Origin of the sequence: Nocardioides deserti (assembly GCF_014266025.1) — a bacterium.
GTDB lineage: Bacteria > Actinomycetota > Actinomycetes > Propionibacteriales > Nocardioidaceae > Nocardioides > Nocardioides deserti.
Map to the genome: position 1 here is coordinate 31859 of NZ_JACMYC010000013.1, position 25954 is coordinate 57812.

At 74.4% G+C, this 25954-nt stretch carries 26 protein-coding genes and 2 tRNA genes; 15 read left to right on the plus strand and 13 right to left on the minus strand.

What is annotated here, in order from left to right:
* Positions 1-5: 5 nt before the first annotated feature.
* The 3 genes from H7344_RS16410 (at position 6) to H7344_RS16420 (ending at position 737) form a co-directional block, all read left to right on the plus strand.
* Positions 6-78, plus strand: a tRNA-Glu gene (locus tag H7344_RS16410).
* 97 nt (positions 79-175) lie between these two features.
* A tRNA-Asp gene (locus tag H7344_RS16415) sits at positions 176-252 on the plus strand.
* Between the two features lie 125 nt (positions 253-377).
* On the plus strand, positions 378-737 hold the full coding sequence (locus H7344_RS16420; protein ID WP_186347083.1) for a metallopeptidase family protein: 360 nt from the start codon (positions 378-380) through the stop codon (positions 735-737).
* Here H7344_RS16420 and H7344_RS16425 read toward each other — a convergent pair.
* Genes H7344_RS16425 through H7344_RS16435 form a run of 3 tightly spaced genes read right to left on the minus strand, consistent with a single transcriptional unit; the run spans position 728 to position 2480 of the window.
* A complete protein-coding gene (locus tag H7344_RS16425) occupies positions 728-1075 on the minus strand; it encodes a fluoride efflux transporter FluC (protein ID WP_186347084.1) in 348 nt (115 codons plus the stop codon). The genes H7344_RS16420 and H7344_RS16425 overlap by 10 nt on opposite strands.
* Positions 1072-1464, minus strand: a complete 393-nt coding sequence (locus tag H7344_RS16430) for a fluoride efflux transporter FluC (RefSeq protein WP_186347085.1) — start codon at positions 1462-1464, stop codon at positions 1072-1074. The genes H7344_RS16425 and H7344_RS16430 overlap by 4 nt, the downstream gene beginning before the upstream one ends.
* Complete coding sequence (locus tag H7344_RS16435; RefSeq protein ID WP_186347086.1) at positions 1461-2480, minus strand: ATP-binding protein; 1020 nt, start codon at positions 2478-2480, stop codon at positions 1461-1463. The genes H7344_RS16430 and H7344_RS16435 overlap by 4 nt, the downstream gene beginning before the upstream one ends.
* A gap of 325 nt (positions 2481-2805) precedes the next feature.
* Here H7344_RS16435 and H7344_RS16440 point away from each other — a divergent pair, with 325 nt between their 5' ends.
* On the plus strand, positions 2806-4317 hold the full coding sequence (locus tag H7344_RS16440) for an NAD(P)/FAD-dependent oxidoreductase (RefSeq protein WP_186347087.1): 1512 nt from the start codon (positions 2806-2808) through the stop codon (positions 4315-4317).
* Positions 4318-4469: 152 nt separating this feature from the next.
* Here the strand turns inward: H7344_RS16440 and H7344_RS16445 are convergent, their stop codons facing one another.
* Positions 4470-5150 carry a PaaI family thioesterase gene (locus H7344_RS16445; RefSeq protein ID WP_229707229.1) on the minus strand — a complete coding sequence of 227 codons (681 nt, stop codon included), beginning with the start codon at positions 5148-5150 and terminating at the stop codon, positions 4470-4472.
* Between the two features lie 58 nt (positions 5151-5208).
* Between H7344_RS16445 and H7344_RS16450 the strand changes: the two genes are divergently transcribed.
* Entirely contained in the window at positions 5209-5775 is a 567-nt protein-coding gene (locus tag H7344_RS16450; RefSeq protein ID WP_186347088.1) for a GNAT family N-acetyltransferase, read from the plus strand.
* Here H7344_RS16450 and H7344_RS16455 read toward each other — a convergent pair.
* From H7344_RS16455 to H7344_RS16465, 3 genes are all read right to left on the minus strand, one after another.
* Positions 5723-7270, minus strand: a complete 1548-nt coding sequence (locus H7344_RS16455; RefSeq protein ID WP_186347089.1) for a hypothetical protein — start codon at positions 7268-7270, stop codon at positions 5723-5725. The two genes, H7344_RS16450 and H7344_RS16455, sit on opposite strands and share 53 nt — an antisense overlap.
* Before the next feature lie 66 nt (positions 7271-7336).
* Complete coding sequence (locus H7344_RS16460) at positions 7337-8131, minus strand: crotonase/enoyl-CoA hydratase family protein (RefSeq protein WP_186347090.1); 795 nt, start codon at positions 8129-8131, stop codon at positions 7337-7339.
* A 5-nt stretch (positions 8132-8136) separates the two neighbouring features.
* The gene (locus H7344_RS16465) at positions 8137-8994 is read right to left on the minus strand and encodes an SGNH/GDSL hydrolase family protein (protein WP_186347091.1); all 858 of its coding nucleotides are present in this window, start codon (positions 8992-8994) and stop codon (positions 8137-8139) included.
* Positions 8995-9151: 157 nt separating this feature from the next.
* Between H7344_RS16465 and mptB the strand changes: the two genes are divergently transcribed.
* Positions 9152-10564, plus strand: coding sequence for a polyprenol phosphomannose-dependent alpha 1,6 mannosyltransferase MptB (gene mptB / locus H7344_RS16470; RefSeq protein ID WP_186347092.1), 1413 nt, complete (start codon positions 9152-9154; stop codon positions 10562-10564).
* Here mptB and H7344_RS16475 read toward each other — a convergent pair.
* The gene (locus H7344_RS16475; RefSeq protein WP_186347093.1) at positions 10494-11645 is read right to left on the minus strand and encodes a glycosyltransferase; all 1152 of its coding nucleotides are present in this window, start codon (positions 11643-11645) and stop codon (positions 10494-10496) included. The two genes, mptB and H7344_RS16475, sit on opposite strands and share 71 nt — an antisense overlap.
* A 1-nt stretch (position 11646) precedes the next feature.
* Positions 11647-12762: a glycosyltransferase family 4 protein gene (locus H7344_RS16480; protein WP_186347094.1), complete on the minus strand. Its 1116-nt coding sequence runs from the start codon at positions 12760-12762 to the stop codon at positions 11647-11649.
* 91 nt (positions 12763-12853) lie between these two features.
* Here H7344_RS16480 and H7344_RS16485 point away from each other — a divergent pair, with 91 nt between their 5' ends.
* Positions 12854-13066 (plus strand): hypothetical protein, encoded by a 213-nt coding sequence (locus H7344_RS16485; protein WP_186347095.1) that lies wholly within the window; start codon positions 12854-12856, stop codon positions 13064-13066.
* 249 nt (positions 13067-13315) lie between these two features.
* Here H7344_RS16485 and H7344_RS16490 read toward each other — a convergent pair whose 3' ends face one another.
* Complete coding sequence (locus H7344_RS16490) at positions 13316-13510, minus strand: hypothetical protein (RefSeq protein ID WP_186347096.1); 195 nt, start codon at positions 13508-13510, stop codon at positions 13316-13318.
* Positions 13511-13573: 63 nt separating this feature from the next.
* Here H7344_RS16490 and H7344_RS16495 point away from each other — a divergent pair, with 63 nt between their 5' ends.
* Positions 13574-13786, plus strand: a complete 213-nt coding sequence (locus H7344_RS16495; protein WP_186347097.1) for a hypothetical protein — start codon at positions 13574-13576, stop codon at positions 13784-13786.
* Between the two features lie 27 nt (positions 13787-13813).
* Here H7344_RS16495 and H7344_RS16500 read toward each other — a convergent pair whose 3' ends face one another.
* Both H7344_RS16500 and H7344_RS16505 read right to left on the minus strand, forming a co-directional pair.
* Positions 13814-15373 (minus strand): alpha/beta hydrolase fold domain-containing protein, encoded by a 1560-nt coding sequence (locus tag H7344_RS16500; protein ID WP_186347098.1) that lies wholly within the window; start codon positions 15371-15373, stop codon positions 13814-13816.
* Positions 15374-15383: 10 nt separating this feature from the next.
* Positions 15384-15632 (minus strand): acyl carrier protein, encoded by a 249-nt coding sequence (locus H7344_RS16505; RefSeq protein ID WP_186347099.1) that lies wholly within the window; start codon positions 15630-15632, stop codon positions 15384-15386.
* Positions 15633-15766: 134 nt separating this feature from the next.
* On the opposite strand from H7344_RS16505, the gene H7344_RS16510 reads away from it, so the two are divergent.
* Positions 15767-17566 carry a thiamine pyrophosphate-requiring protein gene (locus tag H7344_RS16510; RefSeq protein WP_186347100.1) on the plus strand — a complete coding sequence of 600 codons (1800 nt, stop codon included), beginning with the start codon at positions 15767-15769 and terminating at the stop codon, positions 17564-17566.
* A gap of 76 nt (positions 17567-17642) precedes the next feature.
* Positions 17643-19301, plus strand: a complete 1659-nt coding sequence (locus H7344_RS16515; protein ID WP_186347101.1) for a sensor histidine kinase — start codon at positions 17643-17645, stop codon at positions 19299-19301.
* Here H7344_RS16515 and H7344_RS16520 read toward each other — a convergent pair.
* Complete coding sequence (locus H7344_RS16520; protein ID WP_186347102.1) at positions 19264-20277, minus strand: LacI family DNA-binding transcriptional regulator; 1014 nt, start codon at positions 20275-20277, stop codon at positions 19264-19266. The genes H7344_RS16515 and H7344_RS16520 overlap by 38 nt on opposite strands.
* A 201-nt stretch (positions 20278-20478) precedes the next feature.
* Here H7344_RS16520 and H7344_RS16525 point away from each other — a divergent pair, with 201 nt between their 5' ends.
* The 5 genes from H7344_RS16525 to H7344_RS16545 all read left to right on the plus strand — a co-directional run bounded on the left by H7344_RS16525 (position 20479) and on the right by H7344_RS16545 (position 25837).
* Positions 20479-22020: a sugar ABC transporter ATP-binding protein gene (locus tag H7344_RS16525; RefSeq protein ID WP_186347103.1), complete on the plus strand. Its 1542-nt coding sequence runs from the start codon at positions 20479-20481 to the stop codon at positions 22018-22020.
* The gene (locus H7344_RS16530) at positions 22017-23192 is read left to right on the plus strand and encodes an ABC transporter permease (protein ID WP_186347104.1); all 1176 of its coding nucleotides are present in this window, start codon (positions 22017-22019) and stop codon (positions 23190-23192) included. Before H7344_RS16525 ends, H7344_RS16530 begins: the two co-directional genes overlap by 4 nt.
* The gene (locus H7344_RS16535) at positions 23189-24289 is read left to right on the plus strand and encodes an ABC transporter permease (protein ID WP_186347105.1); all 1101 of its coding nucleotides are present in this window, start codon (positions 23189-23191) and stop codon (positions 24287-24289) included. Before H7344_RS16530 ends, H7344_RS16535 begins: the two co-directional genes overlap by 4 nt.
* 42 nt (positions 24290-24331) lie before the next feature.
* Positions 24332-25366 carry a rhamnose ABC transporter substrate-binding protein gene (gene rhaS, locus H7344_RS16540; protein ID WP_186347106.1) on the plus strand — a complete coding sequence of 345 codons (1035 nt, stop codon included), beginning with the start codon at positions 24332-24334 and terminating at the stop codon, positions 25364-25366.
* Positions 25367-25492: 126 nt separating this feature from the next.
* Complete coding sequence (locus H7344_RS16545; protein ID WP_186347107.1) at positions 25493-25837, plus strand: L-rhamnose mutarotase; 345 nt, start codon at positions 25493-25495, stop codon at positions 25835-25837.
* Positions 25838-25954: the final 117 nt, after the last annotated feature.

Below are 25954 nucleotides of genomic sequence, written 5' to 3' on the forward strand. Positions count from 1 at the left end.
GTCCGGCCCCCATCGTCTAGCGGCCCAGGACCCCGCCCTTTCACGGCGGTAGCACGGGTTCGAATCCCGTTGGGGGTGCTGCACCAGCCGCTCGCTGGCCACGATTGGGTCGGCGAGCCGGGTGTGGGTTAGAGTTCCACCGCTTCGCCAGTGCGCGGAGCACCAGCAAGAACGAGGCCCCGTAGCGCAGTTGGTTAGCGCGCCGCCCTGTCACGGCGGAGGCCGCGGGTTCGAGTCCCGTCGGGGTCGCCACCGAGCGCCCCGGACCACCAGGTCCGGGGCGCTCAGTCGTTTGTCAGGTCGTTTCCCAGGGTCGTTTCTCGGGGTCGCTTCTCGGGCCGTCACGGGCCCTGCGGCCGGTCCGGCAGACTGGCGGCGTGCCGATCGACATGGATCCCGACCGCTTCGACGTGCTCGTCGACCAGGCGCTCGACGGCATCCCGGACGAGCTGGCGCAGCTGGTCCGCAACGTCGTGGTCCTGGTCGAGGACGAGCCGCCGGAGGGCGAGCCGGACGACCTGCTCGGGTTGTACGACGGCGTCGCGCTGACCGAGCGCACCAGCTGGACCGAGGGCGTCCCGCTGCCGGACCAGATCTTCGTCTTCCGTGGGCCGCTGCTGGACCTGTGCGAGAGCGAGGAGGAGCTGGTCGAGGAGGTTCGGATCACCGTCGTGCACGAGGTCGCCCACCACTTCGGCATCGACGACGACCGGCTGCACGAGCTCGGCTACGCCTGAGGGCCCACCCAGGCGTCTCCCGCCCAGAAGCCCAGCGCGCACGCGACCAGGGCCAGCCCCAGCGTCGCCGCGGCGTACGTCGTCCCGGTGCGTGGGCCCAGCCGGTGGGTCTGGCCGGCGAAGGCCGACCAGGTCGTCAGCCCGCCGCAGAACCCCACCCCGAGCAAGAAGTACGCCGTGTCGTCGACGCCCAGCCCGACCAGCAGGCCGAGGAGGGCGGAGCCCACGACGTTGACGGCGAGCGTGCCGCGCGGGAAGCGCGCGTCGAGGGCCGACGCCGCGGCGTACCGCAGGGCCGAGCCGAGCGCGCCGCCGAGCGCGACCAGGAGGAGCGTCACGAGGCCCGCTCCGGTGCCGGGTCCGGGCGCGAGGTGAGCCGGGTGGCGAGCGCGACCGCGGCGAGGGTGGCGGCGAGCGTGCCGAGCAGGTAGCCCAGCGCCAGGGCGGGCCGGCCGTCGGCGAGCAGCGAGCGGGTCTGCTCGGAGGCCGCCGAGAGGGTGGTGAACCCGCCGAGCAGTCCCGGCCCGGCGGCCGCCTGCAGGACGGGCGAGCGGCGGACGACCGCGAGCGCGGGCAGCAGCGCCAGCAGGAGGCTGCCGACGACGTTGACGGCCAGCGTGGTGCCGGGCAGGCCGGGTCCGTCGGGGACGGCCTCGCCGCACGACCAGCGCAGGGCGGCGCCGACCGCCCCGCCCGCGGCCACCGCCGCGAGCAGGCGAGGGTTCACGACACGCTGCTCTGGCGTCCCGGCTCGGAGGCGGCCTCGAGCTGGGCGGCGACGTGCGCCGCCTGGGCGTGCGGGTCCGTGCCCTCGGGCACGGCGGAGCCGATGCCGTCGCCGCCGCTCCACGCGCAGGGCGAGCCGCCGTGGGCCTGGCGGACCAGCTCGCCGAGGAACCAGCGCTGGAAGTCGCGCTGCTCGGGGGTCCGGGCCAGGGAGAGCAGCCGCTGCTGGCGGCAGAACTCGTCGGCGAGGTCGAGCAGGGCGAGGAACCGGTCGATCGTCGGCGCGCCACGCCGCGGCACCACGATCCGCAGGTCGGTGGTCTCGAGGCCGGCGGCCTGCGCGGACTCGATCTGCTCCGAGCCGATCCCGTCGCGCAGGTGGCGCTCGACGGAGCCGAACAGGTCGGAGAGGTCCTTGGCGAGCGGGTAGTCCGCCTCGTGGGCCAGCGCGAGCAGCCGGACCTCGCGGCGCAGCTCGCGGTAGTGGCGGTGGAACGCGGCGTACGCCCGCAGGGGGACGCCGACGACGGTGATCTCGAGCAGCTCGCGGTCGTCGCCGGTGATCGGCGGCGGCTCCTCGGCCGCTCCGGTCACCAGCCCCTCGGCCCCGTCGTCGTCGGCGAAGGCCGCCGCCGGGGCGAACCACACCGTCTTGCCGTCGTCCTCGATGTCGGCACCCCAGGCGTCCGCGCTGCGGGCCACGATGGAGAGCCCGCGGCCGAAGGTGAGCAGCAGGTCGTCCTCGTCCTCGGGGACGGGCGTCGGCAGCACCGGGCGCTCCGTCGAGCCGTCACGCACCTCCACCCGCGGGTGCTGGACCGTCCCGCGCACCCGCACCTGGATCGGCGGCGCCCCGTGCAGCAGCGCGTTGGTGACCAGCTCGGAGACGCCGAGCTCGGCGCACTCGGTGAGGTCGTCGCGGCCGATGTCCCGACAGGTCGCCACGACCCAGCGGCGCGCGTCCTGCACTCCGCGTGGGCCAGGGCCCAGGGACAGGGCGGGCCGGTTCAACGGCACAGAGCGGCTCCGGACGGAAGGTGGACGGGGGCGACCGAGAGGTGGGGGTTCGAGCGCTGCGGGACAGCGATCATTCTGGGCCCGCATACCCGGCACACCTGTGACCAAACCCATGTCGTTGAAAGTTTTCCGACGGAATCGGTTTCGGGCTCCCGGCGTTCCCCCGGTGTCCCACCACGGGGCCCCGCCCCGGCGGGGTGTGGCTGCGGGCGGAACGGTCACCGGATTGGCGATCGGCACGCGTGCGGCGGGACAATGACCGACACAGCCGGCGGAGCTCGGTGCACGTCACGCGCACGGCCCCCCCTCGCACAGGAGGAACGACATGGCAGCGACTGCGCCCCTCGACGACGAGACCCGGACGGCCGGCGGCGAGGACCGCCGTGACGGCCGGCACCAGGTCGTGGTCATCGGCTCCGGCTTCGGCGGCCTGTTCGGCACGAAGGCGCTGCGTCGCTCCGACGTGGACGTGACCGTGGTGGCCAAGACGACTCACCACCTGTTCCAGCCGCTGCTCTACCAGGTGGCGACCGGCATCCTCTCCGAGGGCGAGATCGCGCCGCCGACCCGTGAGGTCCTGGCGGGGCAGAAGAACGCCAAGGTGCTGCTCGGCGAGGTCACCGAGATCGACCTCGAGCAGCAGACGGTCCGCTCGCACGTGCTCGGGCGCGAGACGGTGACGCCGTACGACTCGCTCATCGTCGCCGCCGGCGCGGGCCAGTCCTACTTCGGCAACGACCAGTTCGCGGAGTTCGCGCCGGGCATGAAGTCCATCGACGACGCGCTCGAGCTGCGCGGCCGCATCTTCGGCGCCTTCGAGCTCGCCGAGCTCGGCGCCTCCCGTGGTGAGGACGTCGACCACCTGCTGACCTTCGTCGTCGTGGGTGCCGGGCCGACCGGCGTCGAGATGGCCGGCCAGATCGCCGAGCTCGCGCACCGCACGCTGCGCCGCGACTTCCGCTCGATCAACACCCGTCAGGCCCGGGTGGTCCTCGTCGACGCCGCGCCGCAGGTGCTGCCGCCGTTCGGCGCGAAGCTGGGCGGCAAGGCGCAGAAGGAGCTCGAGGAGCTCGGGGTCGAGGTGATCCTCGGCGCGATGGTGACCGACGTCGACGAGCGCGGGCTGTCGATGAAGTTCAAGGACGGCCGGACCGAGCGCCTGGAGTCGGTGACCAAGATCTGGGCCGCCGGCGTCCAGGCGTCCCCGCTGGGCAAGCAGCTGGCCGAGCAGTCCGGTGCCCCGCTGGACCGCGCCGGCCGGGTCGGCGTCAATCCCGACCTCACGCTGCCGGGCCACCCCGAGGTCTTCGTCGTCGGCGACATGATCGCCCTCGACAACCTGCCGGGCGTCGCGCAGGTCGCGATCCAGGGCGCGAAGTACGCCGCCAAGGAGATCGACAACCGGGTCCAGGGCAAGGCCCCGCAGAAGCCCTTCAAGTACTTCGACAAGGGCTCGATGGCGATCATCAGCCGCTTCCGCGCCGTCGCGATGGTCGGCAGGCTGCGCCTGACCGGTGTCATCGCCTGGCTGATGTGGCTGGCGGTCCACCTCGTCTACATCACCGGCTTCAAGAACCGGGTCACCGCCGTCCTGCACTGGGCGGTCTCGTTCCTCGGCCGCGGCCGCTCCGAGCGCACCACCACCGAGCAGCAGATCTTCGCCCGGTCCGCGCTCCAGCGGCTCGAGCGCGGCGCCACCGACCTCGTCTCGCCGCCGGGGGAGTACGACGCCCAGCGCGAGCAGGCCCGTCGCGACGAGCTCGAGGCGCAGGCGGCCGAGGAGGTCCGGCTCACCGACCAGGGCGAGCGCGGCACCCGGCCCTCCGAGCGCGTCTGAGGCTCGTTCGCCTGGCCCAGGCCGACAGCCCGGCCCGGACCCCGCAACAACCGTTCAATTGCGCGGTTGTAGCGGGGTCTCGGCCGTCCCGGGCGCAACACCAGCGCAATTGAACGATCGTGGACGGCTGCGAGGACGCACCGCCGGGCCGCCTACTCGAAGGTGGGCGGCACCTCGGTCGCGCCCCGCTGGGCGAGCAGCTCGCGGGCCCAGCGCGGCAGCACGAACAGGCCCTCCGCCTCGACCGTCGGGCCGTCCGGGCCGACGACGTGGCCGCGCGCCCAGGTCTTGTGCCCCTCGCTGCGCTCGACCCACGCCTCCAGCCGCAGCGGACCGAGCGGGGTCGGCTGCTTGTAGGTCACGTTGAGGTACGCCGTCATGCCCGGCTTCCGCGCCGCCGCGGCGGCGTTGCCGAGCATCTGGTCGAGCAGCAGCGACGAGACGCCGCCGTGCACGAGCCCGGGCGGTCCCTCGTACGCCGCGCCGAGCACCACCTCGGCGTGCACCTCGCCGAGCCGGTCGCCGGCCGGCTCGGGGTGCACGGGCGGCGCGACCGGGTTGCGCACGCCCACCACGGTGTTGCCCCAGGGCTGACGCGCGCGGCCGTGCCCGAAGTGCGCGCCGAGCGGCCCGTCGACCTGCTGCTCGCGCAGCCGCGCGGTGACGGCCTCGACCTCGGCCTGGGCGGCCCGGATCGCGTCGGCGTCGACCGTGGTGCGGATCGTGGCGTCGACCAGCTCGCGCACCGCCTGGGTGAACGGCGTGTAGAGCGCCTCCTGCTCGGCGAGCTCGTCAGGGCTGATCTCGGGCGGTCGGTCAGGATTCACGCTCACGGGCGGAGTCTAGGTAGCCGGTACGGGGCGCCGGTGCCCGGTTTGCTTCGATGACGCTGTGACCTCGCTCGCCCGCCCCGACGTCGCGCTCCGCGAGAGCTGGGCGGCGGCGATGCTCGAGCTGGGCGACCAGGCCCACGGTTCCGGGTGGTACGCCGTGGGCGGCGGCGCCGCGCTCGACCTCACCGCCGCCGGGTGCGCGGCGTACGTCGCGGCGCTGGCGCGGCTCGCCGAACCCGCCGCCGGCGGCGAGGGGCGGGTGCCCACCGAGTACTGGTGGGTCGTCGACGGCGACCCGTCCGAGGTCGTCGGCTTCCTCGCGCTGCGCCGCGACCTGGACGCGTGGCACCACGAGCAGGGCGGCCACCTCGGCTACTCCATCCGACCCGGCCGCCGGGGGCGCGGGCACGCCGTCCGCGCCGTGCGGCTGGCCCTCGCGCGGGCCGCCGAGCTGGGCCTGCAGCGGCTGCTGGTGACGTGCGGCGAGGAGAACCTCGCCTCGCGTCGGGTCGTCGAGCGGTGCGGGGGCGCGCTGGAGGACGTGCGCCGCGGGACGTGCCGCTACTGGCTGCCTACGTCTGCGGTGCCGACGCGTCCGGGCGGTGCTGGCGCAGCACGCGCATGAACTCCGCGGGGTCGACCATGGAGGCGTCGACGACGAACGGCGCCATGCTGCGCCGCAGGAACAGCACCTTCCAGCCCCGCGAGCCCGGCTCGCCCACGACCTCGATCGGCGTGTAGCGGCTGCGCAGGTCGAAGACGAACCGTCCGCCGCCGCGCAGCACCTCCAGCTGCCCGGCGGTCACCGACATCCGGGTCACGGCCGACCCGGCCCGGACCGCCCAGACGACCAGCGTGAGGACGGCGAGCGTGCCGGCGAGGCCGAGGTTGAAGGTCGTCTGGTCCTGGTAGGCGAGGTACGCCGCCCCGGCCGTCGCCACGAGCGCCGCGAGGAGGAGCACGCCGACCAGGCGACGCGCGCCCGTGCGGGGTGCGAAGACGTGGTTGGTCGAGGCGTCCGTGGTGGTCGTCGTCGCCGGCGCCCCGGGAACGGCCTCGGGGACGGCCTCGGGGACGGCCTCGGGGACGCTCTCGGGGACGGCCGTGCTCGGCCGGCGACCGGTGAGGGTGGCGACCATGGCGCTGGCGGCGTCCGGAGCGGTCGCCGGCGTCCGCGGGCGGACGGGATCGGCCTCGCGCCGGGACTCCTCCGTCTGCTGGGCCTGCCTGGCTCGCTCGGCCTCCTCGGCCTGCGCGGCCCGGCGACCCTCCTCGGCGAGACGCTCGGCCTCGGCGGCCTCCGCTCGCCGCGCCTCCTCCGCCTGACGTGCGGCCTCGGCCCGGGCCGCGAGCCGCGCCTCGGCCCCCAGCCGGGCCTCCTCGGCGATCCGCTCCTGCTCGGCCTTCCGGGCGGCCTCGTCCCGCCGGGCCTCCTCGGCGATCCGCTCCTGCTCGGCCTTCCGGGCGGCCTCGTCCCGCCGGGCCTCCTCGGCCAGCGCGGCCGCGAGCCGGGCCTCGGCCTCGCGGCGGGCCTCCTCGGCGGCACGGGCCTCCTCGGCGGCGCGCGCTCCCTCGGCGGCACGGGCGGCCTCGACCTGGGCGGCGAGCCGGGCCTCGGCGGCGAGCCGCGCCTCCTCGGCGAGCCGCGCCTCCTCCGCGACACGTCCCTGCTCGACCCGTGCTTCCTCCGCCGCGACCGGATCGGGCGGGGTCAGGTCGGGGAGCGGCTCGGGACCCGGGTCCGGCCGCCGCGACCGCAGCCGGGAGAGCCGGGACGCAGGCTTCTGGTTCTTCTTGCGGGCCGACGGGATGATCACCGGCTCGAAGTCGAGCTGGAGCTGGTCGCGTGCTGCCGCGGGCGCCGTCGCGGGCGGGACCGCCTCGACCGCCGGAGGCTCCAGTGACTGATGGGGGAGCGGGTCGCCCTCCGCGGGAGCGACGTCGGCCGGCTCGGCAGCCGCGTCGCCCGGCTCCGGAGCCGGCTCCTCGGCGGGCGGTGCGGGGTCGGGCGGTGCGGGGTCGGCGGCGGCCGCGCGCTCCGGCGTACGGGCTCCGCCGGCCTGCTCGCGGTGCGTCAGCCACCGGTCGAACAGGTCGCCCGGGTCCTCCTTGTCCGCCATGCCTCCCAAACTACGCGCGCGGACGGGCGTTACGCCGGGGTACCGCCGGACCGGTCGCGGTCTGGATCAGCGGTTGCGCCACTGGGGCGCGCGCTTCTCGGCGAAGGCCCGCGCGCCCTCCTGGGCGTCCTCGGAGGCGAAGACCGGGCCCAGGATGGCCGACTGGCGGTCCCAGACGTCGGTGGAGGACCAGTCCGCCTGCTCGGCGAGGATCCGCTTGGTGGCGGCCATCGCGAGCGGGCCGTTGGCGGTCATCCGCGCAGCCAGCTCCAGCGCCGCCTCGAGCGCGCCGCCGGGCTCGGTGAGCCGGTTGACCAGGCCGTACCGCTCGGCCTGCTCCGCGGTCATCGGATCGCCGGTGAGCGCGAGCTCGTTGGCCACGTTCTGCGGGATCTTGCGCGGCAGCCGCACCAGCCCGCCGGCGCCCGCGACCAGGCCGCGCTTGACCTCGGGGATGCCGAGCTTCGCGTCGCGGGAGGCGACGACCACGTCGCACGCCAGGACGACCTCGCAGCCGCCGGCGAGCGCCCAGCCCTCGACCGCGGCGACCAGCGGCTTGGCGGGCGGTCTGGTGGTGAGGCCGGCGAGGCCGCGGCCGCCGGCCATGACGTCCTCGCCGGTGAGGAACGCCTTGAGGTCCATGCCGGCGCAGAACGTCCCGCCCGCACCGGTGATCACACCGACCGACAGGCCGTCGTCGGCGTCCAGCTCGTCCATCGCGGCGGCGACGGCGGCCGAGACCTCGGCGTTGACGGCGTTCTTGGCGTGCGGTCGGTTCAGGGTGACGACGAGGACGCGGTCGCGGCGCTCGACGAGGACGACGGGCTCGACGGGCTCGACGGGCGCGGTGGGGTCGCTCATGGCGGTCACCCTGCCGTGGCCGGTGGGACGTGTCCAGCGTCCCGCCGGGAGGACGGCAGGCCGGGCGCGTGGTGGCCGTGCGGCAGGTGGTCGGCCAGGTCGAGCGCGACCAGCAGGCTCGGGAGCACGGCCTTCGCGGTCCGCTTGTAGCCCGCGCTGGACGGGTGGAAGCGGTCGACCGCGAACATCTCGTCGGGGCGGGTGACGAAGAACGGCCCGACGACGTCGGCCAGGGACACCGCCAGCGCGCCGTGCTCGAGCGCGACCTCGCGCTGCGCCGCGGCGAGCTGTCGGGAGGCCACGCGGGCCAGGGTGCGCAGCGGCTGCGGGAGGACCCCGAGCGCGCCGAGGTCGGGGCAGGTGCCGACGACGACCGGGACGCCGAGGGCGCCCAGCGTCTCGAGTGCCTCGGCCAGGTGCCGCCGGGACTCGCCGACCCGCACCCGGTGGGTGACGTCGTTGCCGCCGACCACGACGACCGCCACGTCGGGCCGGTATCCGCCGGGCAGCCCGGCGAGCTGGGCGCGGAGCATCGAGGACTCCGCGCCCACCACCGCGGCGGTGTGCAGCCGGACCGCGCGGTCGGACACCTTGGCCAGCCGCTTGGCCAGCTGCGCGCCGAACGTCCCGCCGGGGGAGTCCGCGCCGAGGCCGGCCGCGATGGAGTCGCCGAGGACGAGCAGGTCGAGGGGGTCGCCGTACGAGCGCTTCCAGACCCGGTCGGCCCGGTGGGCGTCCTCGCCGAGCGGCTTGCCGACGACGGCGCGCACGGCCGAGGCCTGGCGCAGCAGCACACCCCGCCCGGCGAGCAGCCCGCCCAGCACCACCGCGCCACCGCCGCCCACGAACCACCGACCCCGCACGCCCCCACTCCAGCCCGCCCGCACGGCCGGCGGGTGACGGCTGGACGACGCTCGGATGACGGCGGGGGCACGGCACCGGAACGGGCCGCGGAGCGTTGGGCGGGCGTTCACGGACAGGTCGCCGGCCGGTGCCCGGGACTGCCTAGCGTCCGGGAGCGTGATCGCGCGTGGGTTGCTCGGGTCGGTGCTGGTCCTGCTCGGCGGCCTGGTCGTCTCCGTGCTGCCCGCCGCGAGCCCGCTCGACGACCTGCCGCTGCGCCACCACACCCCGGGCCGGCTGGTGGGCCTGGTCGTGGTGGTGGGCGGGCTCGGCCTGCTGGGCTGGGCGTGGCTCGAGCTGCTACGGGCGGTACGCCGTGGGGCCGGCGGGATGTTGCTGGTGCACCGCGCCGCGGCGAGCTGGTCGCTGCCGCTGCTGCTCGCGCCGCCGATGTTCAGCCGCGACGGCTGGAGCTACGCGGCCCAGGGCGTGATGGCGCGCGTCGGCGTCTCGCCGTACGAGCACGGCCCCTCGGTGCTGCCCGGCGCGGTCGTGGAGCCGGTGGACCCGATGTGGCTGGACACCACGACGCCGTACGGCCCGCTCCCGCTGGCGTGGGGCGCGCTCGCCGCGGGCTTCACGCGCGAGCCGTGGGACCTGGTCGTCGCCCATCGCCTCCTCGCGCTGGTGGGTCTGGCGCTGCTGGCGTGGGCGGTCCCGCGGCTGGCTGCAGCGGCGGGCGGCGACCCGGTCCGGGCCGCCGCGGTGGTGCTGCCTGGGCCGCTCGTGGTCGCGCACGGGGTGGCAGGCCTGCACAACGACCTGCTCATGGTCGGCCTGGCGGCGGTGGCGCTCGTCCTGGCGGTCGAGGGCCACTGGGCGCTGGGCGCGGGCGTCGGCGGGGCCGCCGCGGCGGTCAAGCTGCCGGGCGGGCTGGTGTGCGTCGCCATCGCCCTCGTGTCCCTCCCGGCCGGCGCGGCGGTGGTCGACCGCCTGCGCCGGCTCGCCGCGGTGGGCGGGGTGTCGGTCGGCGTGCTGGTCGGCTGCGGCGTCGCGACGGGACTGGGCATCGGCTGGGTCCACGCCCTCTCCGTCCCGGGAGTGGTGCACACGCCGCTCTCGCTGACCACGCAGGTCGGCCGGGCCATCGCGTGGGCCCAGGAGGCGGGCGGCCTGCCCGGTCCGGACCCCGTCGAGATGGTGCGGACGGCCGGGACCCTGCTCGCGCTCGGCTACGTCGCGTGGTGCGCCCTGCGGGAGCCCACCGGCGCTCCGGCGGCCGCCGTGCGGGTGGCCGGGCTCACCGCCCTGGCGGCCGTCGTGCTGGGACCGGTGGTGCACCACTGGTACGCGCTGTGGGCGGTGCCGTTCCTGGCGGCGACCCGGCTCGGGCCCCGGGCCTCTGGGGCCCTGGTCGGGCTGGTCGGCCTGGGTGGGCTGGTCGCGCCGCTGGACTCCAGCCTACGGGCGCGCGGCACCGACATCGTGGTGGCGGTGCTACTGGTCGTCGGCGTGGCGGTCACGCAGGCCGTCGGTCACCGGCGGGCGCTCGCCACCGCGCCGGAGCAGCGGGAGCGGGCGCTCCGCTGAGGGCGAGGTCGTGGACCTCGAGCATCCCCTCGACGGCCCTCGACCACGGGTACTCCTCGGCGCGCCGGCGCGCCGCCCTGCGCCGCAGGTCCATGTCGCGTGCGGCGACCTCGAGCACCGCGTCGGCCAGCCGGTCGGGGCTCGCGGGCGCCCAGGCCCCGCACGCCCCGTCGACGAGCTCGCGGCCGCCACCCTCGTCCGCGGTCACCACAGGCGTGCCGCAGGCCAGCGCCTCGAGGACCGAGAGGCCGAACGTCTCGCCCGGGCACACCGACAGCGACACGTCGGCCCGTGCCAGGCGCTCGGCGAGCCGCTCCCGGCCGGCGAGGTGCCCGTGGAAGGTCACGGGCGCGTCCTCCGCGAGGGTCTCCAGCTCCGACCGGTGCGGACCGTCGCCGTACACGTCGAGCTGCACGGGGACGCCGCGCCGGTGCAGCGCGACCGCCGTCGCGACCGCCAGGTGCGGGCTCTTCTCCCGGGAGAGCCGCCCCGCGTGCACGAGCCGCAGCGGCCCGGCCGACCGGTCCGGACCTCGCCGCGGGTGGAATGTCGCCAGGTCCACGCCGAGGGGGACGCGGTGCAGCGGGGTGCCGGTGGCGGCGGCCAGGGCCCGCAGCTCGTCGCGGGCGTAGCGCGAGGTGACGACGACCCGGTCGTGGCGTCGCAGCACCGCCCGGTTCCAGGCCGTCGTCGGCACGGGCAGGCCGGTCCGTAGGGAGAGCATCGCGTCGAGCCGCTCGTGGGAGAGCAGCACCGAGGGCACGCCGGACCGGCGCGCCCACCGGGTGACCGGCAGCAGCGTCGACTTGTCGGACACCTCGACCGAGGTCGGTCCGAACCGGCGCAGCGGCTCGATCGCCCGCCACGGCTCGACGAGCAGCCGGTAGCCGCCGCCGACCCGCGGCGCCCGCAGCTGGACCACGTCGCCGGACGCGGTCTCGAGGTAGCGGTCCTCGGGTCCGGGCACGACCAGCAGCCGGGCGACCCCGGCGGCGACGTACCCCTCGCCGAGGGCGGCGAGGGTCGTCCGGATGCCGCCGGAGGTCGGACCGACGAAGTTGGCCAGCTGGGCGATGCGCACCTCAGGCCGCGAGCCGCTCGGAGGGCCCGCCGAGCACCGCCGTGTAGTGACCGAGGAGCTCGTCGACCACGCCGGCCCAGCTCCGGCCGGCGACCGCCAGCTGTCCGCCCCGGGCCATCCGGGCGCGGGCGAGCGGGTCGGTGACGAGGGCGGCGACGGCACCGCGGAGCGCCTGCGGCTGCGTGACGTCGTACAGGCTGCCCGTTCGGCCCGGCGACACGAGGTCGAGGGGGCCGCCGGCGGCCGGTGCGACGACCGCGACGCCGCTGGCCTGGGCCTCCTGGACGGTCTGGCAGAACGTCTCGGCCTCGCCGGTGTGGACGAAGACGTCGAGCGAGGCGAACGCCCGGGCCAGGGCCGGGCCGCGCAGCATCCCGGTGAACGTCGCCGCCGGCAGACGCTCCTGCAGCCATCCGCGCTCCGGTCCGTCGCCGACGACCACGAGGTGCACGCCGGGGACGTCGGCGAGCTCGAGGAGGCGACGCACCTGCTTCTCCTGCGCCAGCCGCCCGACGTAGCCGACCACGACGTGCCCGGGCTCGGTCCACGACGCCCGCAGCGCCGGGTCGCGGTGCCCGGGATCGAAGAGGTCGAGGTCCACGCCGCGGCGCCACAGGTGGAGGTCGGGGACGCCCTGGGCGGCGAGCTGGTCCCACGACGCGGACGAGGGCACCAACGTCCGGTCGGCGCGCCGGTGCAGCCGCGCCACCCAGCGGTCGATGAGGCGGTCGGCCGGCAGGCCGTACTGGCGGGCGAAGCCGGCGACGTCGGTCTGGTAGACCGCCACCACCGGGACCGCCAGGTGCCTCGCCGCGCGCAGCCCCACCGCGCCGAGCGCGATCGGCGACGCCAGGTGGACGACGTCGGGCCGGAACCGGTCGAGCGCCCGGTGGACGACCGGGTCGGGGAGGCCGAGGGGGAAGGACCGGTAGCCGGGCAGCGCCAGCGACCGCACGCGCACCACCTCGGCGCCGGCGTACGCCGTCGGGCCGGCGCCCGGCGCGACCACGAGCACCTGGTGGCCCGTCGCCGTCAGCCGGTCGACCACGTGCCGCACGGTGCCGGCGACCCCGTTGACCTGGGGGAGGAAGGACTCGGTCACGATGGCAACGCGCATGGTTCGACGGTCCCGGGACCGGATGAACCACGCGTGGCCCGGACGTGATCGTTCGCTGCGTGCCGGGCGAACCGTCGGGTACCGGCCCGGCATGACCAACCAGCCTGACGAGTCCACCCAGAAGCAGACCGGGCACCTGGACGACGCGGCCGAGGCCGCCCAGGAGTCCTCGACCACCGACGGCCCGGCCGCGGCCGGCGACTACGACCCGGCGCAGGGATCCCCGGGCGGCGGGCACCCGGTGGGCGAGTCGTTCCCCGAGGAGTCCGCGAAGAGCGGCGAGGAGGGACACCCGCGCAGCTGAGTGGGCGTCCCGACGCGGCCCCGACGAGCGGGTCGTCCGGTCGTGGCGCAGCACACGCCGTACGCCGGAACACCTCGCGCCCGCGCCCCGTTGTGATCCCCAGCCGGTCCGTTCCATGCCCCCGGGCTCACCCCTTGCCGCTGCGAGCGGCCTCCCGCCGAGAGGCGGCTGTCGGGCCGGCGAGCAACAGCACGCAGCCACCCGCCGGGTAAGCCCCGGTTAGGGTGGCTGTCGTGTTCCCGGCCCCGTTCAGGCGCGGGGCGCCGGGCCGGTCCCCGCCGGGGCCGGCGGCGGCATGCCCACGTCGGTCTGGCCGGGCGGGGTGCCCTGCATCTGCCAGGCGATGACCACCGCGGCCACCACCAGGGCGAGCACCACGAAGGCGATCACCGACCACCGCGTGGAGAAGCGCCGCCGCTCGCCGGACCTGTCGTGGACCTGCATCCCGTCCTCCGTCCGTCGTGGATCCGCTGCTCGTGCTCGTGCTGGTGGGGTACCCGGACTCGCATGGACGCCTTCAGCGTGGCCCTGACGGTCGTCGCGATGCTCGCCGTCGCGGCGGCGATCCTGCTCTTCGAGCGCAAGCGCGCGCGGGGCATCGAGCGCGACCTCCGCGAGCAGGCCACGCGGCGGGCCCGAGAGGACCAACCGGACAACCGGCGGGCCGACCACCCCCACAACCGGTCAGACGACCACCCCGGGGGGCCCGCGCCCGGGTGAGGGGAGCGGGGCCGCGGGGGCTCGGGCTCAGGCCGGCGCCGTGCCGAAGGCCCGGAGGACGTGCCGGGCCGCCTCCTGCTGGGCGTCCTCGGCCTTGGCCAGCACGGCGGAAGCGCCGAAGAACTCGTGCATCACGCCGTCGTAGTGGCGCAGCGTGACGTCGACGCCGGCCTCCTCCAGCCGCCGGGCCCAGTCCTGGCCCTGGCTGCGCAGCACGTCCCGCTCGGCGGTGACGACGAGCGTCGGCGGGAGGACGCCCAGCCGCTCGAGGGGCGCGCCGAGCAGGTCGATCCGTGGGTCGGTGGCGGCGTCGGGGCGGCCCTCGAAGGCGTGCATCGCCATCCACGAGAGCAGCGGGCGGTCGACGGGCCGCGCGTCGGCGGCGTCCTCCATCGACGCACCGTGCTGCTCGGGCGTGACCAGCGGGTAGACGCAGACCTGGGCCGCCGGGAGCGGCTCGCCGGCCTCGGCGAGCTGCAGGCAGGTCGCCGCGGCCATGTTCCCGCCCACGGACTCCCCGCCGATGGCGACCCGCGCCGGGTCGCCGCCGAAGGAGGCGGCGTTCGCCACGACCCAGCGGTACGCCGTGAGCACGTCGTCGTGGGCGGCCGGGAAGACCGCCTCGGGGGCGCGGCGGTAGTCCGGCGAGACCACGATCGCGCCGGTCTTGTTCGCCAGGCCGCGGCAGGAGGCGTCGTAGGTGTCGATGTCGAACAGCACCCACCCGCCCCCGTGGATCCACATCAGCACCGGTCGCGGTCCCGGACCTCCGGCCTCGGGGGTGTAGACGCGCAGCGTCTGCTCGCCGCCGGCGCCGTCGGGGATGCGGAGGTCCTCGGCCGCGGCGACCGGCTCGGGGCCGTCGATGCCGCGCTCGGCCATCACCTTCTTCACCGCCGCGTCGGGCCCGGGCTGCTTGCGGGCCTGGTCGGGCTCGAGGATCTCGAAGGGCAACGGGCCGAGCGAGGAGTGGGCGTCGACGATGGCCTGCGCCTCCGGGTCGAGCGTGCCGGAGGGGTCGGTGACCGTCTCCTTCTGGCGGCCCGAGAGCAGGTCGCGGACGTGGTCCAACGGCTTGGCGAGCATGCCGGCGATCTTCTCCGCGATCCCCTCGTCGGGGGCGTGCGGGTGCGGTCGGGTGGGCGCCTGCCGCTTGGCGGCGAGGAACTTCTTGCCCAGCTGCGCCATCCGCTCCGGCCCGGCCTTCTGCCGGAACTCCGGCAGCTCCTCGTCCTCCTCGTCGTGGACGTGGTGGCGCACGACCTCCATCAGCCGGGTCAGGGCGTCCTCGAACTCGCGCTCGCCGGGGTCGGTGCGGCCGAGGGTGACGAGCAGCTCCTTGATCTGCTGGTGCTCGTGCTCGGCGTCGTCGTGCTCGTCGGCCATGCCGATCTCGGGCCAGACGGGGTAGAGGACCACCTCCTCGGCGAACGCGTGCAGCGCGAGCTCGAGGCTGATCTGGTCGACCAGCACGCGCCGGTCGCCACGGCCGGCCTCGAGGTGCTGGAACTGGCGCTCGACGACTGCGTGGTCGTCGGCGATCAGGTGGTCGATGTCGCCGGGCCGGGTGGGGTAGGACAGCGCCACGGCGTACTCCTCAGGCCGGGCCGGACTGCGGCGAGGTGTTGTCGGTGCCACCGAGCTGGGCGAGGAACCGGTGGCAGCGCTGGGCCCGCTCGGAGTCCTGCTGCATGACCTCGCGGAAGAAGTCGGCGATCTCCTGCTGGCCCGCGTTCTCGGCGTCGCGGACGTACTGGCCGTAGTCGTGACCGGCCTTGAGCGAGTGGTACTGCACCGAGATCAGGTCGAAGGTGACGTCGTCGAATCCGGTCTCTCCGGTGGCCATGGTTCCTCCCGGGGGTGGGGCTGGACGGGTGGGTGGGCACGAGCAGTACCCGTGGCCCGGACGCCCAACCCGGTTCGCCGCGGCGCCGACCGGGTACCGCGCCCGCTCGGGCAGCAGCGACGAGAGGTGACCCGATGGCGGAGGAACGACTGGTCGCGGACCTGGTGGTCGAGCGGCTGCGCGCCTGGGGCGTGCCCCGGGTCTTCGGCTACTCCGGGGACGGCATCAACGGGCTGATGGGCGCGCTGCGGCGGGCCGGGGGCGACCCCGCGTTCGTGCAGGCGCGCCACGAGGAGAACGCCGCGCTGATGGCGGTCGGCCACGCCAAGTACGCCGGCGGGATCGGTGTCGTCACCAGCACCCAGGGCCCGGGTGCGGTGCACCTGCTCAACGGCCTCTACGACGCCAAGCTCGACCACCAGCCGGTCGTCGCGATCGTCGGCCAGCAGCAGACGACCGTGCTGGGCTCGGAGTACCAGCAGGAGATCGACCTGACCTCGCTGTTCAAGGACGTCGCCGCGCAGTACGTCGCCACCGTGCTCGACCCCGAGCAGGCCGCCATGGTGGTGGACCGCGCGTTCCGCACCGCGCTCGCGACGCGGTCACCCTGCGTGGTGGTGCTGCCGCACGACGTGCAGGTGCAGCCGGCGCCGGCGGTGCCGTCCCACGAGCACGGCGTCGTGCCGACCGCCCCGCAGTGGCGGCCGCCGCGAGTCCTCCCGGCCGACGACGACCTCGCCGAGGCGGCGGCCGTCCTGAACGCCGGCGAGCGGGTCGCGCTGCTGGTCGGCCAGGGCGCGAAGGACGCGGGCGAGCTGGTCCGCGCGGTGGCCGAGCGGCTGGGCGCCGGCGTCACGACCAGCCTGCTCGGCAAGCCGTGGTGGGACGAGACGCTGCCGACCAGCTGCGGGGTGATGGGGCACCTCGGCACGACCGCGTCGGCCTGGCTGATGGACCACTGCGACACGCTGCTGATGATTGGCACCAACGACCCGTGGACGGAGTTCTACCCCGCGCCCGGCCAGGCCCGCGCCGTGCAGGTCGACATCGACGGCCGCCACCTCGGCAACCGCTACCCGGTCGAGGTCGGGCTGGTCGGCGACGCGGCGGAGACGCTGACCGCCCTGCTGCCGCTGCTCGAGGAGAGGGCCGACCCGACGTGGCGCACGAACGTCACCGCGCAGGTCGAGCGGTGGCACCGGATCGCCGAGGAGCGCGCGTCCGGCGACATCGGCGCCGCCGCCCGCCCGCTGAGCCCGGAGCGCGTCGTACGCGCCCTCACACCGCGGCTGCCCGCCGAGGCGCAGGTCAGCGTCGACGTGGGGTCGGTCGTCTACTGGTACGCCCGGCACCTCACCCTGCCGCCCGGCGTGCCGGCCCACCTCTCCTCGACGCTGGCGTCGATGGGGTCGGGCCTGCCCTACGGCCTCGCCGCGAAGCTCGAGGCGCCCGACCGGCCCGTCGTCGCGCTCGTCGGTGACGGGGCGATGCAGATGAACGGCCTCAACGAGCTGGTCACCGTCGCCTCCCGCTGGCGGGACTGGGCCGACCCGCGCTTCGTCGTGCTCGTGCTGAACAACCGCGACCTCGCCGAGGTGACGTGGGAGCAGCGCGAGACCGAGGGCGACCCGCGGTACGACGTCAGCCAGTCGCTGCCGGACGTGCCCTACGCGGCGTACGCCGAGCTGCTCGGCCTCGGCGGCATCCGCGTCGAGCGGCCCGAGGACGTCGACGACGCGTGGGACCGCGCGCTCGCCGCCGACCGGCCGGTGCTCATCGAGGCCGTGGTCGACCCCGACGTGCCGCTGCTGCCGCCGTTCCCTGCCGGCGAGGCGATGCTCGACAGCTTCTCCCGGGCGCTCGACCAGGAGGACGACGCCGAGCACGCCCGCGCGCTGCTCGACCTCGAGGCCGAGCAGGAGCGCCGGCACTAGGCCGGTGGCCGCCCGGCGGCGGGCCGCCGCATAACGTCCGCGCCCCCAGCGGCGTTGGTCCGGGCGAGGAGGACCGATGACGGCTCAGCGCGGTGTCGTGCCCGGCTCGGCGCGCCCCGACGCCGCCGAGCTCTGGCGGATGACCGTCGAGCACTCGCCGGTCGGCATGGCGCTGGTCGACCTCGAGGGTCGCCTGGTGGTGGTCAACCAGGCGGCGGCCGACATGCTCGGCTACACGCGCGAGGAGCTGCTGTCGCTGACGTTCGCGGAGGTCACCGTCCCGGAGGACCTCGCCCTGGACGAGCGCCTGTTCGGTGAGGCCGTCGCCGGCGAGCGCGACGGCTACCGGTTGACCAAGCGCTACGTGCGCAGCAACGGCGAGCACGTGTGGGGCGACCTGTCGGTGGCCGTCGTCAGAGACGAGGAGGGGCGGGCGGCGTACCTCATGTCGCAGGTCCTCGACGTCACCGAGCGCATCCGCGACCAGGAGCGGATCCGGGCGGCCGCCGACGTGATCAGCAGGCAGCAGCAGATCGCGGAGGCCATCCTCGAGACGGTGGACGTGGGGCTGGTGCTGCTGGACGCCGACGGGGAGTACGCCGTCACGAACCGCCGGCACCGCGACTTCATCGCCCTCGCGTTCCCCGACGGCCACGGCGGGCGGGCCGGGCAGGAGGGCGAGGTCTACGGCCCGGACGGCGTCCGCTGGACGCGGGAGCAGATGCCGTCGTGGCGCGCGGCGCAGGGCGAGGAGTTCGACGACGTGCACATGTGGATCGGCGCCGACCCGGTCGTGCGCCGGGCGCTGTCGGTCTCGGCGCGGTCGGTGCGGACCGCCGACGGCAGGTTCGCCGGCGCCGGCCTCGCCTACACCGACATCACCGAGGTGCTGCGCGCGCTGGAGGTCAAGGACGACTTCATCGCCGCCGTCTCCCACGAGCTGCGCACCCCGCTGGCCGCGATCCGCGGGCGGGCCGAGCTGCTCGCGTCGTACCCCGACCAGGGCCCCGAGGTCCGCGCCGACGTCGCCGCGCTCCAGCGCAACGCTGTCCGCCTGGAGCGGCTGGTCTCCGACCTGATCGAGGCGGGCCAGCTGCAGAGCGGCGCGCTGCACCTGCGCTGCGCGGCGTACGACGTCGTGGCGGTCGTCGCGGAGGCCGTCGCCGCGGTCGGACCGGCTGCCGTCGCCGCCGGGATCAGCCTGGGGGCCGACCTCGCGGACGGAGCCGGCGCGCGCCGACGGATCCCCGCGTACGGTGACGCCGGCCGGATCCGGCAGGTGCTCGACAACCTGCTCACGAACGCCGTCAAGCACACCCCGCCCGGCGGCTCGGTGCGGCTGGAGGTCTACTGGGACGACGTGGTCGACGAGGTCGAGCTGGTCCTCGCCGACACGGGTCACGGGATCGCCGCCGACGAGCTCGACCGGGTCTTCGAGCGGTTCTACCGGGGCGCCGCGGCGCGCCGGCACGGGATCGAGGGGCTCGGCCTGGGGCTGTCGATCACCCGCGCGCTCGTGGAGGCGCACGGCGGCCACGTGCTGCTCGAGTCCGAGGTCGGCATCGGCACGACGTTCACCGTGCGGCTGCCGCGCCGCGTGCCCGCCGCGCGCTCGGCGCAGGTCACGGGTGGCGACCCCGCCACGTCTGGTCGTCCGTCGACGAGCACGGGGCCGGCGCCGACTGCGTGGACGGGAGTCAGAGCGTCGAGGCGCGGGCGACCAGCTCCGGGGTGAAGGTGACCTGCTGGTGCCGGTGGTCGGGGTCGGACGACTCGTCGAGCACGAGCGAGGCCGCGGTCCGGCCCAGCTGGTGGCGCGGCTGGCGCACCGAGGTGAGCGGCACCGCCGCGGCGGCGGCGAACTCGATGTCGTCGTAGCCGATGATGGCCAGGTCGCCGGGCACCGACCGCCCGCTGCCGATCGACTGCTGCAGCAGTCCGAGCGCCAGGAGGTCGTTGACGCAGAACGCCGCGGTGGGGCGTCGCCGGCCCGGCAGCCCGGACAGCCGCTCGCCGGCGGACCTGCCCTCGGCGACGGTCATCGCCTCGGTGGCGAGCTCCACCAGGTCGTCGGGGTCGAGCCCGGCGTCGGCCCAGGCCGCCCGCGCCCCGGCGTACCGGTCGTGCACCTGGCCGATGGTGGTGGGGCCGCCCACGACGGCGACGCGACGGTGGCCGCGGTCCACGAGGTGCTCGACCGCGAGGCGGCCGCCCAGGACGTCGTCGACGGAGACGGTGCAGAAGTCCTCGACCCGGCGGGTGCGGTCCACGACGACGATCGGCGTGCCGCGACGGGCGATCAGGTCGAGCGCCACCGCGTCGGGGTCGACCGGCGTGATGAGGATGCCCTGGACGCGCTGCTGCTCGAGCAGCGCGAGGTGGGCCGCCTCGCGGTCGGCACGGTTGGCGCTGTTGCACAGGACCAGCGAGAGAGCCGCGTCGTCCGCCGCGTCGTCGATGCCGGCGGCGACGTCGGTGAAGAAGGGGTTGCCCGCGTCGAGGACGACGTAGGCGAGGGTGCGGCTCTTGCCGGCGCGCAGCTGGCGGGCCGACTCGTTGCGCACGAAGCCGAGCTCGGCCATGACCCGCTCGACACGTTCGCGGGTGCTCGGGCTGACCCGGTCAGGGCGGTTGAGCACGTTCGAGACCGTCCCGAGGGAGACGCCGGCCGCCGCAGCGACGTCCTTGACCGACGCGTTCCGCACGGTCATCGGGGCCTCCTTGGAGGGGTCGAAAGGTAAAGGTGTGTGAAACGGTACACACGATGACGCGGCGACGCGCGGCTGTCTCGTCCCTCCTCGCAACCCGCCGGCAATCTTTCGGCAATCTGCGCGTAGCCCTTGACGGCTGTGACGGCAGCCACGTACGTTCCCGGCATCGCTTTTGAAACCTTTCACTGACAGGAGGGCGCCGTGGTCGAGCAGTCGTCCCGTGTGGCGCTGGAGCTGCGTGACGTGGCCAAGTCGTTCGGCGCCGTCGCAGCCCTGCGCAGCGGCAGCCTGGTCGTCGACCGCGGCTCCATCCACGCCTTGATCGGCGAGAACGGTGCCGGCAAGTCGACCCTGGTCAAGATCGTCGCCGGCGTGCACCGCCGCGACTCGGGCACCTTCCGCCTGCATGGCGAGGACGTGGACTTCGGCTCGACCGCGGAGTCCAAGGCTGCCGGCGTCGCCGTCATCTACCAGGAGCCGACGCTCTTCCCCGACCTCTCGGTCACCGAGAACATCTTCATGGGCCGACAGCCGCGCAGCCGGTTCGGCCGGATCGACCGTGGCGCCATGCACCGCGAGGCGCTGGAGCTGTTCGCGCGCCTCGGCGTCGAGATCGACCCTCGCCGGCCGGCGCTCGGTCTCTCGATCGCCGACCAGCAGATCATCGAGATCGCCAAGGCCATCTCGCTCGACGCCAGCGTGCTGATCATGGACGAGCCGACGGCCGCGCTCAGCGGCGTCGAGGTCGAGCGGCTGTTCGCCGTCGCGCGCAGCCTGCGCGACGAGGGTCGGGCCCTGGTGTTCATCTCGCACCGCTTCGAGGAGGTCTTCGACCTCTGCGACACGGTCACGGTCATGCGTGACGGCTCGTACGTCGCCACGCAGAAGATCGCGGAGACCTCCGTCGACGCCCTGGTCGCGGAGATGGTCGGCCGCGAGGTCGGCGACCTCTTCCCGAAGACCCCGGCCCCGATCGGCGACGTCGTGCTCGACGTGCGCGACCTCAGCTCCCTGGGCGTCTTCTCCGACGTCTCCTTCCAGGTCCGCGCCGGCGAGATCGTCGGCCTGGCGGGTCTGGTGGGCGCCGGCCGGTCGGAGATCGCCCGCGCCGTCTTCGGCGTGGACGGGTACGACGCCGGGCGCGTCGAGCTGCTCGGCAAGCCGGTCCCGCCCCGCAACCCGCGGGCCGCGATCCGCGCCGGCATGGCGTTCGTGCCCGAGGACCGCCGCAAGCAGGGCCTGGTCACCGAGTCCTCGGTCGCCCGCAACGTCGCCGGCGTCATCCGCCGGGGGCTCACCACCGCCGGCATGCTCACCGCGCGGGCGGAGAACCGCGCCGCCGCGCCGTGGGCGGGCCGGCTCGAGGTCAAGACCAGCGCACTGGACATGCGCGCCACCACGATGAGCGGCGGCAACCAGCAGAAGGTCGTCATCGCCAAGTGGCTGGCCACCGAGCCGAAGCTGCTCATCATCGACGAGCCCACCCGCGGCATCGACGTGGGCACGAAGTCCGAGGTCCACCGGCTGCTGTCGGACCTCGCCGGCCAGGGCCTGGCGATCCTGATGATCTCCTCGGAGCTCCCCGAGGTCCTCGGCATGGCCGACCGCGTCCTGGTCGTCTGCGAGGGCCGGATCACCGCCGAGCTCGGTCGCAGCGAGGCCACGCCGGAGAACGTGATGCACGCGGCAACCAGCACCGTCACCCACACCGGCACGTCGAGCGCCTCGGAGGTCCCGGCATGAGCGACACCGTCTCCTCCGACCTGGCCCGGCCCAGCGCCGCGTCGCCCGCGAGCCGGGTCCTCAAGGACCTGCTGCGCTCGCGCGAGCTCGCGGTGGCCGTGGTCCTCGTCCTGCTGGTCGCGGTCACGACGCTGAGGAGCGACTCGTTCCTCTTCGGCGCGACCGGCTGGCGCGACCTGCTGCTGACCCCGTCGATGCTCGTCCTCCTCGCGGTCGGCCAGACCGCGGTGATCATCACGCGCAACGTCGACCTGTCGGTCGGCTCGACCCTCGGTCTGACCGCCTACCTGACCGGCCGGTTGTTCATCGACACCAACCTGCCGATCGTCGCGGTCGTGCTGGCCGGGATCCTGATGGGTGCCGTGCTGGGTCTCGTCAACGGCGCGCTCGTGGCGTTCGGCCGCGTGCCGGCGCTCGTCATCACGCTCGGCACGATGTACATCTACCGCGGCGCCTTCCTCACCTGGGCCGGCAGCGACCGGATCAATGCCGACGACATGCCGCGCGGCTTCCGTGACCTCGGCACCGAGTCGATCCTCGGCATCCCCGTGCTGACCATCGTCGCGGTGGTCGTCCTGGTGCTGGTCGGCTACTACCTGCGCACCGCCCGCGGCGGGCGCGAGCTCTACGCGATCGGCTCGGACCCGGAGGCCGCGAAGCTCTACGGGCTCCCGGTCACCCGCCGGATCCTGTGCGCGTTCGTGCTCAGCGGCGCACTGGCCGGGCTCGCCGGCGTCGTGTCCGCAGCGCGCTTCGGCACGGTCAGCTCCAGCGTCGGGTCCGGGGTCGAGCTCGAGGCGGTCGGTGCCGCCGTCATCGGCGGCGTGGCCATCTTCGGTGGCAGCGGCACCGTCTTCGGAGCGGCTCTCGGCGCCTTCCTGCTGGTCACGATCAACCGCGCACTCCCGGTCCTGGGCATCTCCGACTTCTGGCAGCAGGCCGTCGTCGGCCTGCTCATCGTCGGCGCGATCGTCCTCGACCGGGTCCTCGTCCGGCGCCAGGAACGGCGGCTGATCGCTGCCCGTGAGCACGGTCCGGACACGCCGACCACGCCGAGCACCCCTGCCGCGACGGGCGGGCCGCGTCCCGCGCCGGTCGTCCCCGGTGGCGGCACGAACGCCGGCACGAGCCCTCGCCCGGGCGCCGACAGCAACGAGGAGGTCGTCCGATGAGCACGCTGATCGACCACCGGGACGCCCCCACCCAGGCGCCGCGGACCTACGCGGCGTACGCCCGGCCGTGGTGGCAGCGCGTGGTGTTCAGCCGCGAGTTCGCCGTCGTCGCGCTGCTCGTCGCCGCGCTGGTCTACTCGCGCTCGCAGGTCGACTACTTCGACGGCCCGCAGACGATGTACTACCTGTTCCGTGACTCCGCGAGCATCCTGCTGCTCGCGTTGCCGATGACGGCCATCATCATCACCGGCGAGATCGACCTCTCGGTCGCGAGCACCGTCGGCCTGACCAGCGTCGCGTTCGGCATGCTGCACGCCGACGCGGGGCTGTCGATGACGGTCGCGGCGCTCCTGGCCATCGTGATCGGTGCGGTCTGCGGCGCCTTCAACGGGTTCCTGGTGGCGTACGTCGGCCTGCCGTCGATCGCGGTCACCATCGGCACGCTGGCGTTGTTCCGCGGGATCGCGGCGGGCCTGCTCGGCACCGAGTCGCGGACCGACTTCGCCGAGTCGTGGACCGACCTGGCCAAGGACCGGATCCTCGACGGCCAGCCGTACCCGATGATCCTCATCCCGTTCGTGGTGCTCGCGATCGTCTTCGCCGCGCTGCTGCACTTCTCGCCGTTCGGCCGAGGCGTCTACGAGATCGGGCTGAACGACGAGGCCGCGCACTTCACCGGCGTCGACGTGGCCCGCACCAAGGCCGTGCTGTTCGTCCTCTCCGGCGCGGTCGCCGGCTTCGTCGGGATCTACACGACCCTCGTCACGGGGGTGGCCCGAGCGGAGAACTCGGTCGGGCTGGAGCTCCAGGTCATCGCCGCGGTGCTCCTCGGCGGGGTCTCCATCTTCGGCGGCCGCGGTGCCCTGCACGGCGTGATCGCGGGCGTGCTGCTGATCGGCGTCATCCAGCGGGCGATGCTGCTCAGCGGCGAGACCATCAACATCATCAACATCGTCATCGGAGTGCTGCTGGTGCTCTCGGTGATGTCCACCAGTCTTCTCGCCGGCGCACGTCACCTGGTCGCCGCGAGCAAGGGGGCGCGCTCCTCGGGCCGTACCCCGCACAGCGACAAGACAGCACCGGCAAGCGGTCGCTGAGCTGATCCCGGCATCGCGCCGGACGAATCGAAAGGTACGAACATGTTGTTCCAGAACCGACGACTCGCGAGCCTCGCGGCCGTGACGCTGGTCGCCAGCCTCGGTCTGACCGCTTGCGGCAGCGACGACGAGGGCGGCTCGTCGAGCGGCAACGGCGGCGGCGGCGACGCCACCACCGTGACCTTCATCCCGAAGAACCTGGGTAACCCCTACTTCGACACCTCCAACGCCGGCGGCGAGAAGGCCGTCGAGGAGTTCGGCGGGGAGTACGAGGAGGTCGGTCCGGCCGAGGGTTCGCCCGACGGCCAGGTCACCTACATCAACACCGCCACCCAGCAGGGCCGCGACGCCCTGGTGATCTCGGCGAACGACCCCGACGCGCTGTGCGACGCCATCGGCGAGGCGCGCGACGCCGACGTCAAGGTCGTCACCTTCGACGCCGACACCAACCCCGACTGCCGCGACCTGTTCATCAACCAGGCCGACTCCGCGGGCATCGCGAAGGTGCAGGTCGAGATGATCGCCGAGCAGATCGGCGACCAGGGCGAGATCGCGTTCCTCTCGGCCGCGGCCAACGCGACCAACCAGAACGAGTGGATCAAGCTCATGGAGGAGGAGATCTCCGCCAACCACCCCGACATCGAGGTCGTCGACACCGTCTACGGCGACGACGACGACCAGACCTCGTTCGACCGCACCGCGGCGCTGCTGCAGTCGCACCCGAACCTCAAGGGCATCATCTCGCCCACCACGGTCGGCATCGCGGCGGCCGCCCGCTACCTCTCCACCTCGGACGCGAAGGGCAAGGTCGCGCTGACCGGCCTCGGCACGCCGAACCAGATGCGTGAGTACGTCGAGGACGGCACCGTCACCGAGTTCGCGCTGTGGAACCCCGAGGACCTCGGCTACCTCGCGGCGTACGCCGCCAAGGCGCTCGTCGACGGCGACATCGAGGGCGAGGGCGACTCGTTCACCGCTGGCGACCTGGGCGACTTCACCGTCGACGAGGGCAACACCGTCCTCCTCGGCGAGCCGTTCCGCTTCAACGCCGACAACATCGGCGACTTCGACTTCTGATCCGACCCGGATCGATCGAGGCTGCACCACCGCCAGACCCACCGGGGCGCGCGACCCGCGCCCCGGTGGGGCTCCACCCCCCGGCACGATCCCGCACCACCACCCCGGTCCCCGGAAGGAGACGCCGTGCACCGCGTGTGCTTCCAGCTCCAGGTCAAGCCCGACCGCATCGAGGAGTACAAGAGGCGTCACCGCGCGGTCTGGCCCGACATGGTCCGTGCCCTGCACGAGACGGGCTGGCACAACTACTCGCTGTTCCTGCGTCCCGACGGCCTGCTCATCGGCTACCTCGAGACGCCCTCGCTGGAGCAGGCGCAGGCAGGGATGGCGGCCACCGAGGTCAACGCGCGGTGGCAGGCCGAGATGGGGGAGCTGTTCGAGGAGCTGGACGGCGTCCCCCCGGACGAGGGATTCCTCGTCCTGGAGGAGGTCTTCCACCTCGAGGACCAGCTCGCCGCGCTCGACGACTGACCCTGCTCCCGCGCGCCACCGCGCCGACCGCAGCACCAGCCCTCCCGCCACTGCGCACCTCGCGGACGCTCCGCTACCGCGGAACCCGTGTGGCTTTTCGCATGAAACGTTTCAATC

Excerpts from the sequence above, each read along its gene's own strand:
- H7344_RS16440 (WP_186347087.1), top strand. The coding sequence starts at position 2,806 with ATGGCAGCGACTGCGCCCCTCGACGACGAGACCCGGACGGCCGGCGGC.
- H7344_RS16455 (WP_186347089.1), bottom strand. The coding sequence starts at position 7,270 with ATGGCGGACAAGGAGGACCCGGGCGACCTGTTCGACCGGTGGCTGACG.
- H7344_RS16460 (WP_186347090.1), bottom strand. The coding sequence starts at position 8,131 with ATGAGCGACCCCACCGCGCCCGTCGAGCCCGTCGAGCCCGTCGTCCTC.
- H7344_RS16480 (WP_186347094.1), bottom strand. The coding sequence starts at position 12,762 with ATGCGCGTTGCCATCGTGACCGAGTCCTTCCTCCCCCAGGTCAACGGG.
- H7344_RS16485 (WP_186347095.1), top strand. The coding sequence starts at position 12,854 with ATGACCAACCAGCCTGACGAGTCCACCCAGAAGCAGACCGGGCACCTG.
- H7344_RS16490 (WP_186347096.1), bottom strand. The coding sequence starts at position 13,510 with ATGCAGGTCCACGACAGGTCCGGCGAGCGGCGGCGCTTCTCCACGCGG.
- H7344_RS16495 (WP_186347097.1), top strand. The coding sequence starts at position 13,574 with ATGGACGCCTTCAGCGTGGCCCTGACGGTCGTCGCGATGCTCGCCGTC.
- H7344_RS16505 (WP_186347099.1), bottom strand. The coding sequence starts at position 15,632 with ATGGCCACCGGAGAGACCGGATTCGACGACGTCACCTTCGACCTGATC.
- H7344_RS16510 (WP_186347100.1), top strand. The coding sequence starts at position 15,767 with ATGGCGGAGGAACGACTGGTCGCGGACCTGGTGGTCGAGCGGCTGCGC.
- H7344_RS16515 (WP_186347101.1), top strand. The coding sequence starts at position 17,643 with ATGACGGCTCAGCGCGGTGTCGTGCCCGGCTCGGCGCGCCCCGACGCC.
- H7344_RS16520 (WP_186347102.1), bottom strand. The coding sequence starts at position 20,277 with ATGACCGTGCGGAACGCGTCGGTCAAGGACGTCGCTGCGGCGGCCGGC.
- H7344_RS16530 (WP_186347104.1), top strand. The coding sequence starts at position 22,017 with ATGAGCGACACCGTCTCCTCCGACCTGGCCCGGCCCAGCGCCGCGTCG.
- H7344_RS16535 (WP_186347105.1), top strand. The coding sequence starts at position 23,189 with ATGAGCACGCTGATCGACCACCGGGACGCCCCCACCCAGGCGCCGCGG.
- rhaS (WP_186347106.1), top strand. The coding sequence starts at position 24,332 with ATGTTGTTCCAGAACCGACGACTCGCGAGCCTCGCGGCCGTGACGCTG.